This window comes from Staphylococcus sp. GDX8P80P, assembly GCF_017893095.1.
In the GTDB taxonomy this organism is placed as follows: Bacteria; Bacillota; Bacilli; order Staphylococcales; family Staphylococcaceae; genus Staphylococcus; species Staphylococcus borealis.
Window position 1 is genome coordinate 1 of sequence record NZ_JAESMI010000087.1, and the last position, 13,102, is coordinate 13,102.

The following is a 13,102-nucleotide window of genomic DNA, read 5'->3' on the forward strand; positions in this document are numbered from 1 at the left end:
TAAAAAAGTTTATGATTAAATTTCTCTATTTGGTTCTCTTTTAATAACCGTCTTAGCTCATGAACGTAGTGATATGTATTAAATAATTCTACATCTACACCTAATAAGTAATTTATAATACCTTTTTCGATTACTAACTGAGTCCAAGCATTGGCTTCATCAAATTGTGAATATTTAGCAGTATTGTCTGGATATTTGTAGTCAATGGTTTTGTTGTCTAAATCTTTATAGTCATTATATAATTTAACATCTTTTGAATTAGATTTAATTTGATTGTTAAAGACGCTAGAAAGTCCTAGTTTCACATCAGTACCTAAATCAGCAGCTTCTTTAGGATTAGTTCCAGCATAAACCATATAAACCGTATCATTATCAACGTTTCCGGCACTGTCTATTGGGGAAACTGCCATAGCTTGAAAACCGTTTCCTTTATCAATCCGTGAAGTTTAGACTTTAAACTTTTGTTTACTATTTTTGTTAGCATTTATTTTCACAATTTGTTCGTTTGTACTGAGTTTATAAACTTTTTCAGATAATCTGTGATTTGTGATATCATCATTCTGGAATTGTCTCTTAATCTCACCTCAAAGGAATGATTGTTTGAATAAAAAATTAATTTTAATATTCATAGTATTAATTAGTATAGTATTTATTATAGGAGGCGTCTATTTTAATATGAAGAATGACAAACAAAAAGAAAAAGAGCAACAATACTATGATGAGCAAAAAGAAAGAATAACATTATATATGAAATATAATGTTAAAGATTTCAAAAGTGTTGATTTTACAAGTTGTGAAAGAGATCCAATGGGAGGTTATGCAATTAAAGGTTATATTAATAATAATAAAAAATTAAGCTTTACTGCGTCTACGTACTTAGATGAAAATAATCAATTTGAAGGAGATTACTCAAGTACTGAAGAATTTGATAAAATAATTATTAAAAATCCTAAAACAGTTTCAGGAATAAAAAAAGAACAGAAAAACAAACAAAAAGAAAATTAAAACTCTAGTTTTATTAATTCTAGTAATTGTTACAATACTTTTAAGCATCTATTTAAAAGTGAAGTATGTTGAAAAGAAAGTAGCAGAGGAAAAGTATTGCAATCAACAAAAAGGTAGAATAGAATTTTTTATGAAATATAATGATAAGGGGTATGAGAATACATATTTTACAAAAATTTAAAAATTCAAATGGATGGTTATGATATTAGTGGCTATGTAATGGTGATAAAGATAAATCATTTAACGCAGGTATAAGCTCTACAGAAGATTTTCAGTTCGATGGAGATATAACAAGCTTTAGTAATCTTGAAGTAATGTATCATAATAATACAAAGTCCTTATCTAAAATTAAAAAAGAACAAACAAAATGAATAAAAAGTGATTAACATCACTATTTATATAGTGTTTTTTAATGTTGAGAAACATCCTGTGTTGCAGTGAGAAATCCTTTTGTATAACTATATATGTTAATGTTAAAAATGTTGCGTCATAAAATACGAAATCAATATAGTTAGTAAATCCAATTGTGAAATAGGTCGTAAATTAAAAAATGTGAAAGAAATTGTTTAGTAAATGGAGAATTTGGTAAGTGGCTTGAAAAAGTTGATGTAAATCATCGGGTAGCACAGAAGATGATTAGAAGCACTATACGAAATAGCAACTTTACCCGAACCGGAAAGCACCAAAGAACGTACAACATCAAATGGCGAAACTAAAACGCCAGATGAGATGACATTGCTATTTTCCAAATTTTGGAAAGTTTTGTCTAGAAATATCTATAACGAAAAAGAAGTGTAACAGTTGCACGGCGGTTAAGTTTGTCCAACCGTTGGAGAATTGCACTTGAACACAAATTTTAGTTTTTCACAAATCTGGAAAACAACACGTGGTCGCATTTTTAATGTTTGGTTGGCAAAACAAATAGTGCACATGTGCACTAAAATGTATAGATTTTAGTATTTTAAATTGATTCCACGTGCAATCATCAAATTAGATATTATTAAAGGTTAGAAGAAAAACATCATAATAAAAAACCGTCACACATAATATATGAAAGTTAAACACTGCATGCGAGTTTGAAAAATACAATCATAGTTTGATTAGTGTCATAATATTTAATTATAACTTTAAATAGCGGAGGTTTAAGGTTCTTTTCAATGTTTAAAAATTATCTTTACACTTTAATTTCATCATAATTTAAAAGTAGGTACTAATTTTATATGTGGTATTCATGTAAGAAGAACACGAGGTGTCTTAAGTTGCATAATAAAAAAATTGAACTGAAAAATATATTATTTATAGCGTTTATTTTTATTCTGGCAATAATGATATTTGTATTCGTGGTTGGTTACATAATTAGTTCAGTTGATCCTAATCATAGTATTGTAGGTTATTCGATAGCTATAAGTTTTGTTGGGATATTTGCGACATTTGGGGGTGCATTTCTTGGTGCTAAAATTTCGGGAGATAATGCGAGAAAGTTATTTGAAATTCAACAAAAGCACGAAAGAGAAGAGAGAAGAGACCAGGTTATTACTCAATTAACATTGTCTATGAATTATATTGTTAAATTAACAGATAGAATAGCGGCAAACTATAGAAAAGATCGTAAAATTTATAGATATCTATATCATAGAAAAAATACTATTCTTAATAAGAATTACACAGCTAAGATTGATAGAAATGAGTTGAAAATATTATTTTATGAATTGATTGAGAAAAAAGAAGTAAACATGATCTGTGTTGAAGATTATATTTATGAAAACTACATATATTTTGTTGATTTCTTAAACAAAATAATGGCTGACAAAGATATTATTCATCTAAATAAAATAGAACAAAAGCAATTATTTTTATTTAGACAAATAGTAGATACTCTTGCATATATGTTTTATGAAGAAAAATCTAAAAACTTATATATAATCGATTTAAATGATATAGAAAAGGAATTAGCATTCATAGAGTATTATGTTCAATTATGTATTTTATTAATGGAGATTCAAGAATGGACTATACTTAAAGATAAATAATAAATTAATGGTCATAATTTGGTCATAATGGAGTAAAAAACTAAAAATAATAGCTTTTCCGAGATGATAAAACATTGATTTAATAGGCTTTTATATATGTATTTAAGTAAGTTTTAGATATGACACAATGCCAGGCATGATGTAAGTCATACAAAAATTAACTTAATTAATTTAGACGCTTTTCGAGAAATAATCCATTCGAAAAGCGTTTTTTGATCGAAAACCTTAATATAGATGTTTAATTAAACTGATAAATTGTGCATTACAATATATAATAAATTTATAAATAATTGGTGGTGATGAGATGCAAACGTATGCGGATAGAGATGCTTTAATTATTGAAATTAGGAAAAGAGCCGATTTATTTATTCACGAATTTAGTGATGTATCAGAAGCAGAAAAGGATATATATAAAACTGGTATCGATAGGACACCAGCGCAAATGATTGCATATCAGTTAGGATGGTTAAATTTAATTCAATCTTGGGAAAGGGATAATAAAAATAATATATCCGTTGTAACACCTAGTCCGAATTATAAGTGGAATAATTTAGGGGGATTATATCAAGAATTTTATCAAACCTACTCAAACTACACATTAGAGCAACTTATTAATCAGTTTAATAAAGAAGTAGATAGCATGATTGAATTAATTAAAAGTTTAGATGATAAAACATTATTTGAGAGTGATAAAAGGCAATGGGCGTCATCAACGCCTTCCAAATGGCCAGTTTGGAAGTGGATTCATATTAACACAGTAGCACCATTTAAGACATTTAGAACCAAAATTAGAAAGTGGAAGAAAACAGAATTAGATAGATAACTTTATAAAAACCGATATTATCTAAAAATAAAAACGAGTCCAGGTATTATAACCAAGACTCGTTTTTTACATTATTTAAGAATGATAATAGAAAAATTTATAATAAATCTAGTAACCATGTTCCAAATAGAATGAATAGGGTGAGTAATCCTATGAAAAAATATAAATTTTTGGGTACATGTCCGGTTGACGTAAATGCGTAAAGATACAAATGATATGACGTTAAGATAAAATTAATAATAAGCAATATTAAAAAAATAGTTACCATTAAGACCACAACTTTCGAGTTATTTTGTCGTTCGGAATGATTGACTTATTCGAATATGAGAACTTTTTCTTAACATCATAATTATATTACTTCATTATATCGATTGTTTACTTTAAATCATCTATTGCTTTTGCGATTGATTCAAACACATGTGGAATATCATCTTTTTCGATACAACTAAATGCAATTCGGATATCAGAGTCATTTAAAGCAATGATTCCAATTGAATATTCATTGATTAAATGCGTACGAAGTTCTTCAGGATTTACGCCATTGACTTTGACTGCCATGAAATAACCTGAGTTAAAATCATATGCTTGCCAATGATTTTTGTATTTATCATCATATACAACTGACTTAGTTACTTCATATCGTTGTTGTAAAGTATCAATATTTTGTTGGATTTCTTTATCAAATTGGTCATGATGTTCTAAGACGTATTTAATAGCACTTTGTGAAGGCATTGGTCCACTTGAAATATTACTTCGTATTAAACCTTTAACTTTCGCCTCTAATACTTCTTTAGCTGTATGATTGCTTAGACCAAATGTAAGGAAACCAACACGTAGTCCCCAAGCAAAGAATTCTTTAGTAGCGCCATCTAAACGAATCGGTAATATATTATTTGATTCAATTTGATTTAACGCAGTAAATATAGATTGGCGATACACATCTTCATAAAATAAGCCGTAGTAAGCATCGTCAACAACAGCTATCACTTTTGTGCCCTTTTCAGCAAGTGAACGAATAGCTGATACTATAGTTGTAACTTCATCTTTATTCGGTGTATAACCAGTAGGATTGTTAGGGTAATTCAGAATGAGTACGACTTTATCTTGATTGTAGTTGTCTAAAGTAGTCACTAAATCATTTGTTGTATAGTGACCTTCTTGATTAAATATTGAATATGTCTCAATATTTGCTGAATGACGTGTTTCATATATTAATTTATAGTTACCCCAATTGTGTGTAGGTACTAAGATCGTATCGCCACTTTCTACAAATAAATCAGCAATTAGAGATAAACCATGAGTCAACGCATTAGTGACAATTGGTCTACTAATCGTTTCTTTTGATAAATCAGGATTTTCTTTGAGAATTTTATCTTGCCATAAATCTCTTAAAGCTTCTAATCCTTGTGGTGGTGCATACGGAAATACGTCATCAGGTGATAGATGATTATAGACATCAAATAGCGTATCAGCATACATTTTTCCATCTTTATTTGTAGCCATACCAATAGTCGCATTGTATTGTGTTTTTTTAGCATCAGCCGATTGAGATAATATACCTTTTGGATAGTACATAGATTGGCCTAGCGTTGAAAGCATACTTAAAATTTCAGGACAATCATCAACAAGTTGATTATTTAAGTTTTGAGCTAATGGGTTCATTTATTTAACCTCACTTTTTTTAGTGTTTAATAATATATTATCTTTAAATGTCATAAAGATAAAGTGTTCCTATTATGATTACATAGAATTGATAGTTAAGATTCTTATAAATCGAACATTTGTTCTCCTTTTGTGTTAAAATGATGACAGGTCATCATAAGATATGACACTTTTCATTTGGAGGTGTAGTGTAATGTCGTGGCTATTAGAGGGTATGGTGACACTGATTACGGGTGGAATACTCGTCATATTTCGTGTTTGGTTAGAATCTAAGTGGAAAGATAAGTAGATGACCATACACAAAAGCCCCTAACTTGCCGTCACAAGTTAGGGGCTGTGTAATGTAATTCGTGGATACACATAAATTTTAACATATGGAAGAATATTTTCAATTTTAAATATCCATGGAAACCGTAATATTTCTTGATGTTTGTTATAATACGGTTATTGAGGTGTTAATTATGATGAAACATTTAACTAAGATTTTCGTGACCTTAGCAATTGTCTTATTTGTTATTGGTTATTACTTACAAGCTTCAGGACATGAAGATCAAGGCGTTAAATTATTATTAGCTGCAATCATGTTTATGATATGTGCTTTTATTAATCGTAGTAATGATAGAAAGAAAAATAAAAAATAGCACTTTAAGAATCTCAGACATAAATAATATAATCATGCTATTTTGCAGATTCGCAGTAGCTGACTGAACTGAGAAGGCGCTTAAATCAAGCTTTTCTCAGTTCTAGTCATCCTTGCGGGGGTCGAGGCCCCAACAAAGAGAATTTCACTAAGAAATTCTACAAGCAAAGCAAGCTGGGTGTGGGAGAGAATTTTAATAATTCTCTCCCACTTTCTTATTGTATCTAGTATATATATACAATTTTTCTTAATAATGTGTTTTATGGGGATATTTACGTATATGACTTTACAAATGTGTATATAGTGTGTATATTATGTATATACAGTTATTAAAGGGGGACATCAATGAAAATTATTCTAAAAAACACCAGTGAACAACCCATTTATGAACAAATCAAACAACAAATCAAAGAAAATATTTTAAAAGGCTATGTTGAAGCTGGTAGCCACTTACCTTCGATGCGTGAGCTGGCAAAAGATTTGCAAGTGAGTCTAATCACGACTAAGAGAGCTTACGAAGATTTAGAAAAAGATGGATTTGTTACAACTGTTCGAGGAAAAGGCACCTTTGTTAAAGAACAAGATAGTTCAATATTAAAAGAAAAGCAATTCTTTGTAATAGAAAATCTTGCTCGATTAATGATCAAAGAAGCTAAAACAATCGATATGCCTCTGAAAGAATTAAAAGAAATATTAACTTTAATTTATGAGGAGGAAGAAGAATGAATGTCATTGAAGTAAAAAATGTATCGTATCAAAATAAAGCATTTTCAATTAACAATCTTTCATTCAATATTCCTCAAGGATTTGTAACTGGGTTCATTGGGGCTAACGGCGCAGGAAAAACGACAATGATTCGGTTGATAATGGATATATTAGAACCTAGTAATGGTGATATTTTCATTTTCGGTGAACGAATTACAAATAAACCGAAATGGATTAAAAATAAAATAGGGTTTGTTTATTCTGAAATTTACTTTAATCAACAATGGACTCCAAAAAAACTTGAAAAAATGATATCACCATTTTATAGTGATTGGGATTCAGAAACGTTCAAATATTACTTAGAGAAATTTAAACTACCTTTTAATGATAAAATTAAGCATTTCTCAACAGGTATGAAAATGAAATTGTCACTAGCACTTGCTTTGAGTCACCATGCAGAATTATTCATTTTGGATGAGCCAACTGCAGGTTTGGACCCAATCGTTCGCAATGAAGTGTTAGAAATATTACAAAGTGAACTACTCGATGAAAATAAGACATTATTTATTTCTACGCATATCATTTCAGACCTAGAAAAAATTGCTGACTATCTTGTACACATAAAAAATGGAGAAATTATCATGCAAGGATTCCGCCATCAATTACAAGAACAATACGCAATAGTACAAGGTGATAATGAAGATTTAGACGAAGAATTAAATCGTTTATTTCTTTATAAAGAAGTGAAATCGACTGGATTTAAAGGATTTACGCAACATGCTCAAGTGTTTAAAGAATTGTTTGGAAACAACGTTAATATTCAACAACCTACAATAGAAGAACTGATGATTTATATCGAAAAATCTCATCTGCATGACAATCAACAAGAATTTCAGCAAAGTAGGTTGGTAAAATGAAGCAATTATTAATTAGAAATTTTAAATGTCGAAGTGTAACAATAGTCATTTATCTTGCGTTATTGCTCTTTAATCCACTATATGCATTGGTACTTTCTAAAACAGAACTTTATTTTCTGTTCTATGCACCCATTGCTATCACATTAATGGTTGTCAGCATTTTAGATTCTGGACATTTATTTAGACTGCATAGAAGATTAGGTGGAAAAAGTTCGTATTTATTTTACGAAAGCTTACCTGTTTCTAAGAAAGATATGCTCAACGCAAATTATATTACATGTATTGTGTTAACGTTATTTGGTGGATGTATCATCGCATTATATAATTTTCAATCGTCCAATATAGATTTTGGAGATTTAAGGTATTCAACTGCAATAGCTTTTATATTCGTGAATTTTTTCAGCATTCCAATTGCATTTAGTAGGAACACTGAAAGAAAGCGTGAAGGCATAGCTTATGCACCATATATTATGATTATGATGTTGGCTATACCATTTGCAATAACAACGGTATTCGCAGTTATTAATGTACTCGTGTTCCAACACTACTATACCTATAATGTGTTAGGCGTCTATTACAATTACGGTTTATTGATTTTAAGTATTATTTGGATGATTATAAACTATTTGATTCAATTAAAACGTATCAATCAGCGTGAAAATAAAGGAGGGCTTACATGAAATTAGAAAACATTACAAAAACATATGGAGATAATGATGTTTTAGATAATATCAATTTTGATTTTGGAGATAGTCAAATTGTAGGTTTAATTGGTAAAAATGGTGTTGGTAAAACAACATTAATGAAAGTAATGAATGGCAATATTATTAATTTCAAAGGAAAGGTTCAATTAAACGATAACGAGAACGTAGGTTATCTTATTGAACATCCAAAGCTCTATGATAATAAAACAGGTTTAAATAACTTGAGATTATTTGCTCAGGTTCTAGGAAAAGGTTTCGACAAAGATTATACAGATAAAATTATAGACGCATTTGGTATGAGACCATACATTAAGAAAAAAGTAAAAAAATATTCAATGGGTATGAAACAAAAACTAGCGATTGCTGTTTCATTAATGAATAAGCCAAAATATTTAATACTAGATGAACCAACCAATGGTATGGATCCAGATGGTTCGATTGATGTCTTAGAAACGATTCAATCATTAGTGAATGATTTAGGAATGAAAATATTAATTTCAAGCCATAAATTAGAAGATATAGAATTGATTTGTGATAGAGCTGTCTTCTTACGTGACGGTAACTTTGTACAAGACGTTAATATGAAAGACGGTAGCGCTCAAGATCATACATCACTTAAATTTGAAGTTGAAGAATTTAACACAGCGCTTGACTATTTAACAGCACATTTCAACGTACTTCAATCTCATAAAGATAGTGGAGAAATCATGATTAAGGCGCAAAAAGATTACAAACAATTACTCAAATCTTTAGCACAAAAAGATCTATTTCCTAAGTATATTGAAACAAGAAAAAGCTCGCTTCGTGATACGTACTTTAATATTAATCAAAGAGGTGACAAATAAATGAGAAGTTTACAATTAGTTAAATATGATATATTGAGTTTTTGTAAAAGTTATCTAACTTACATTGCATTACTATTAATCTGGTTAGTTTTAGGATTAATAACATTCTTAATGGCACGAAATACTGATCAAGTAAATTATTCGTCAATTCTATCTATGGCAAATTGGATGTTCTTATTCTTTGGCTTGCTAGTAGTGATTAAGACGATTACTCGTGATTATTCTCAAGGAACGATTCAACTTTATATGAACAAAGTGAAGAATAGAATTGGTTATATCATTGCTAAAACAATTTCAATTGTGTTAATTTCTTTTATTTTTGCACTTATCACATATATTACTTTAATGTTAGTACAAGCATTTACTGATGGAAAAAATTTAGACGGAGATAAGTTCTTAACGAACATATGGTTCTATCTTATCTTCTTACTATTCTTTGGTTTACTATTATTCTTAGTTACATTAATAGTTCAAAAACCAGCAGTTATTTTCACGTTAGGCATCTTCTTAGTATTTATCGTACCGTTTATTCAACCTTTTATTGGTTTGATTCCTGATTGGGGCGAAAAAATTCAAAAATCACTAAAATATATTCCTTTCAGTTATTTAACTGAGAAATCTCAAACGGATAGTATTAAATTTTCAAATTGGCAATGGTTTATCTCATTAGCATCAATTGTTGTTTTATTCATTGCGAATATTGCTTATGCAGCTAAAAGAGATATATAAGACAAGCATAGGAAGTTGTTCCTAAATAAAGAGGGTAGTGGAGCAGAAATAAAATAATGTCTGCTTCACTACCCATTTTGTTTTTATTTGCGTTTATAGCATTAATTTACTGATAATGGAATCATAAACTTGATTCCATAATTCAGAATCTGATTTATATTTAGTAGCGATTTCGTGGTGAACCTCTTTCTCCTTGTCATTATAATCAGGCGCTTCTTTATTAGGTAATTTCTCAGCTCTTAGTTGCGTAACATAGTCTTGAGCTTCACGCGCTCTTGGTCCCCAAACACTAACTTGTTCAAATTGATCATTCATAAAGATAAAGATTGGAATCGAACGTGCAGTACCATTTGTTAAATACTGGTCAATTAGATCTGTATCTTCATCTCTATGGAATACACGAACTTCTAACTGAAGTGACTCACTAATATGCTTTAGTATAGGCAAGTTCATCATAGCGTCGCCACACCAATCTTCACTTATAACTAACACTTTCGAATAGGGACGGTCTGTAAGTTGACCGATTCTGTCGTCAGTTGAAGGTGGCGTGAATGCATTGTAAATCGATAATACGTTGTCTTTATTTACAGTCATGTTTTCGATATAGTCATCTAGTGGTTGACTCTTTTTAAAATACGTTTCTAAATTAGCCATAAGAAATACCTCCCCATTAAATTTATATTATTATAACAATTTTCACTGAAAATGGATAATTATAAAACTCAAAATATATTAGTATGACTGCGTTTCTTATAATGATAAATTAACGTTACAATTGTGTAAGAAATGATTCTTGGTGGATAGATGTTTCTTAGTAAGCGGTTATGATATATTTAAGTTATTAAGAATAGAAGTGGTGGTACATTTGCGTATACAAAATAGATGGGTAATTTTTATTATCTTTACAATCATAGCTTTGATAGTCGTTACTTGTCTTACAATCTATAAAAATCAAAAAACTATTGATCTTACAGAAGTGAAAATTAATGGTATTCAAATGAATCAACAATTTAATGATGATAATTACGAGATTAATCGTAATATTAAGTTGGGCAGATATAAATTTTACAATGATAAAAATCATAAAAATCTAACGGTGAAAGTCAAAAATAAACACAAGAAGGTAAAAGGAATAGTGCTCATTAATGATCAGGACGTGACAACTAATTTTGGCATTAAAATTGGAGACAACGTTGATCATGCCATTAACTACTTGGGTGAGAACTATCGTAAGGACAAAGTTGGTAGGGGGTATGATGCATTAATCTATGTTGATAAAGATCATCATATGAAACTATCCATTTTGTATAAAGATAATGTGGTTAAACGAATTGAATTTTTTAGTCGTTAACAGTGATCCGCGTATAATTCAATTTTAAGCAAGCTACTTTTTCAATGAAATAGAGATAATTCAATTAAGAAAGTATGTGAAAAAATGGATAAGATTACCTTTTTAAATGAACTTGAATTGGAACTAGATCAATTGCCAAGAGAAGAAAAAGACAAACTTATGGATGATTATGAAAATCATTTTTATGAACAAGAAACAAAAGGAAAATCAGAAAAAGACATCATATCAGACTTGCGTGAACCACATGATATTGGTAAGGAAGTCAAAGCGAAAGAAGCGATTTCTTATGCCAAAGTTACCCCTAACCTTCAAAATATTGTTAGAGCAATAATGGCGTCATTGAGTCTTGGTGTACTTTCATTTTTCTTTATTATTATTCCTATAGTGATATTTTTAGTGATATTATTTGGTGTGTTTTTATTTTCAGTCTTTTTAATTTGTCTTCCATTAATCATTATTTCGATGAGTATTGTCAAGGGGATTGTTGATTCGTTTAGCAATTTCTTATTTAGCATTTCTTATGCGGGGATTGGTATCGTTTTATTTGTACTCACAATGAAAATCACTCAAAATATATATCGACTCGTATTAAAATATTTAACTTGGTATATCCAAACAGTTAAAGGAAGAATTAAACAATGAAAAAGGCAATGATAGCTGGCATAGTAATATTTATAGTTTTTTTCTTGGCTGCAACTTTAGTCTGGTTTGTACACGACAAAGATGAATTTAAAAAGCTCAAATATGATAAAGCTTACAATCATATGAAAATGACTAATTTAAATGTTGAGAGTTACAATTCAGAAGTCACAATTAAACAAGGTAACCATTGTGGTGTTAAATATTATGGTGATAATGATGTTAAGGTATATCACACAAATGATACCTTAAATGTAAAAGAGCATAGATCTAACAAAAGAGGCTATAGCATCAATATTAACCCTTTTAATCAGAGCAAATCTAAAATCGAAATTATAATCCCTAATAAAAATATAAACAATTTAGATATACATTCAAATTTTGAAAATATAAGTTTAGATGGGATTAATATTAAAAATGGTTTGATTTACCAAAGTACTAAACATTTAAAAGTTAACAACTCTAAATTAAATAACCTTATTTTTGAGAGCGATACTGGTAGTGTAAACATTAAAAATAGTGAAATCCACAACAGTAAATTTAAGACGCGTTTAGGTGCCATTAACGTAAACAAGACAATACTTCATAACGCCCTGTTTGTGACTGAAGAAGGGCATTTAAATTTCACAGATATGTATAGTGAAACGGATGTTAGAGGTTCAAGTAAACATGATTCTATTCATTTGGATTATAAAGATAAACCGAAAAATACGTTATTAAAATTACATCCAGGTACTGGTGAAGCTAAAGTTGAGAATAAAGCTTTTAATAACGGTAAGGTAGGAAATAGTGATAATGTGGTTGAGTTTTACACTGTTAAAAAAGATATTAAAATAAAATGATTGCCTACATAACAAGAGGCAATCATGTGTCATGTCGGGAGTGGGACAGAATTCTTTTGAATTCGTAGTAACCCCAGCTTGCTTTGCTTGTAGAATTTCTTGATGAAATTCTCTTTGCTGGGGCCCCGACTCCCAGCTTGCTTTGCTTGTAGAATTTCTTGATGAAATTCTCTTTGCTGGGGCCCCGCCCGCAAGGATAACTAGAACTGA

The 13,102-nt window shown here is 29.7% G+C and carries 15 protein-coding genes and 2 pseudogenes; 14 read left to right on the forward strand and 3 right to left on the reverse strand.

Going from position 1 to position 13,102, the window contains the following annotated elements; translation table 11 throughout:
* A pseudogene (locus KA858_RS08410) lies at positions 1-410 on the reverse strand (hypothetical protein); the annotation flags it as partial.
* A 190-nt stretch (positions 411-600) separates the two neighbouring features.
* Between KA858_RS08410 and KA858_RS08415 the strand changes: the two are divergent.
* The 4 genes and pseudogenes from KA858_RS08415 (at position 601) to KA858_RS08430 (ending at position 3,858) form a co-directional block, all read left to right on the forward strand.
* A complete protein-coding gene (locus tag KA858_RS08415; protein ID WP_210135431.1) occupies positions 601-1,005 on the forward strand; it encodes a DUF1433 domain-containing protein in 405 nt (134 codons plus the stop codon).
* Positions 1,001-1,376, forward strand: a pseudogene (locus tag KA858_RS08420) (DUF1433 domain-containing protein). Before KA858_RS08415 ends, KA858_RS08420 begins: the two are co-directional and overlap by 5 nt.
* Before the next feature lie 888 nt (positions 1,377-2,264).
* On the forward strand, positions 2,265-3,035 hold the full coding sequence (locus KA858_RS08425; RefSeq protein ID WP_210135438.1) for a hypothetical protein: 771 nt from the start codon (positions 2,265-2,267) through the stop codon (positions 3,033-3,035).
* A 304-nt stretch (positions 3,036-3,339) separates the two neighbouring features.
* Positions 3,340-3,858 carry a ClbS/DfsB family four-helix bundle protein gene (locus tag KA858_RS08430; RefSeq protein WP_210135432.1) on the forward strand — a complete coding sequence of 173 codons (519 nt, stop codon included), beginning with the start codon at positions 3,340-3,342 and terminating at the stop codon, positions 3,856-3,858.
* A gap of 375 nt (positions 3,859-4,233) precedes the next feature.
* Here KA858_RS08430 and KA858_RS08435 read toward each other — a convergent pair whose 3' ends face one another.
* On the reverse strand, positions 4,234-5,520 hold the full coding sequence (locus KA858_RS08435) for an aminotransferase class I/II-fold pyridoxal phosphate-dependent enzyme (protein WP_210135433.1): 1,287 nt from the start codon (positions 5,518-5,520) through the stop codon (positions 4,234-4,236).
* A gap of 193 nt (positions 5,521-5,713) precedes the next feature.
* Between KA858_RS08435 and KA858_RS12885 the strand changes: the two genes are divergently transcribed.
* The 7 genes from KA858_RS12885 (at position 5,714) to pmtD (ending at position 10,060) form a co-directional block, all read left to right on the forward strand.
* Positions 5,714-5,809 (forward strand): Trp-rich small protein, encoded by a 96-nt coding sequence (locus KA858_RS12885; protein WP_228480641.1) that lies wholly within the window; start codon positions 5,714-5,716, stop codon positions 5,807-5,809.
* Between the two features lie 175 nt (positions 5,810-5,984).
* Entirely contained in the window at positions 5,985-6,161 is a 177-nt protein-coding gene (locus KA858_RS08440) for an SE1626 family protein (protein WP_107629928.1), read from the forward strand.
* 344 nt (positions 6,162-6,505) lie between these two features.
* On the forward strand, positions 6,506-6,886 hold the full coding sequence (pmtR, locus tag KA858_RS08445) for a PSM export ABC transporter transcriptional regulator PmtR (protein ID WP_053030410.1): 381 nt from the start codon (positions 6,506-6,508) through the stop codon (positions 6,884-6,886).
* Positions 6,883-7,782, forward strand: coding sequence for a phenol-soluble modulin export ABC transporter ATP-binding protein PmtA (gene pmtA, locus KA858_RS08450; RefSeq protein ID WP_210135434.1), 900 nt, complete (start codon positions 6,883-6,885; stop codon positions 7,780-7,782). The genes pmtR and pmtA overlap by 4 nt, the downstream gene beginning before the upstream one ends.
* A complete protein-coding gene (pmtB, locus tag KA858_RS08455) occupies positions 7,779-8,462 on the forward strand; it encodes a phenol-soluble modulin export ABC transporter permease subunit PmtB (protein WP_053030408.1) in 684 nt (227 codons plus the stop codon). The genes pmtA and pmtB overlap by 4 nt, the downstream gene beginning before the upstream one ends.
* Positions 8,459-9,331 (forward strand): phenol-soluble modulin export ABC transporter ATP-binding protein PmtC, encoded by an 873-nt coding sequence (gene pmtC / locus KA858_RS08460; protein WP_210135435.1) that lies wholly within the window; start codon positions 8,459-8,461, stop codon positions 9,329-9,331. The genes pmtB and pmtC overlap by 4 nt, the downstream gene beginning before the upstream one ends.
* Positions 9,332-10,060: a phenol-soluble modulin export ABC transporter permease subunit PmtD gene (pmtD, locus tag KA858_RS08465; RefSeq protein WP_053030406.1), complete on the forward strand. Its 729-nt coding sequence runs from the start codon at positions 9,332-9,334 to the stop codon at positions 10,058-10,060.
* A 93-nt stretch (positions 10,061-10,153) separates the two neighbouring features.
* On the opposite strand, the gene KA858_RS08470 is transcribed toward pmtD, so the two are convergent.
* Positions 10,154-10,714, reverse strand: a complete 561-nt coding sequence (locus tag KA858_RS08470) for a thioredoxin family protein (protein ID WP_107629920.1) — start codon at positions 10,712-10,714, stop codon at positions 10,154-10,156.
* Positions 10,715-10,925: 211 nt separating this feature from the next.
* On the opposite strand from KA858_RS08470, the gene KA858_RS08475 reads away from it, so the two are divergent.
* From KA858_RS08475 to KA858_RS08485, 3 genes are all read left to right on the forward strand, one after another.
* Positions 10,926-11,411, forward strand: coding sequence for a hypothetical protein (locus KA858_RS08475; RefSeq protein WP_210135436.1), 486 nt, complete (start codon positions 10,926-10,928; stop codon positions 11,409-11,411).
* Positions 11,412-11,495: 84 nt separating this feature from the next.
* On the forward strand, positions 11,496-12,053 hold the full coding sequence (locus KA858_RS08480; RefSeq protein WP_053030403.1) for an HAAS signaling domain-containing protein: 558 nt from the start codon (positions 11,496-11,498) through the stop codon (positions 12,051-12,053).
* Positions 12,050-12,892, forward strand: a complete 843-nt coding sequence (locus KA858_RS08485; protein ID WP_210135437.1) for a DUF4097 family beta strand repeat-containing protein — start codon at positions 12,050-12,052, stop codon at positions 12,890-12,892. Before KA858_RS08480 ends, KA858_RS08485 begins: the two co-directional genes overlap by 4 nt.
* Positions 12,893-13,102 lie beyond the last annotated feature (210 nt).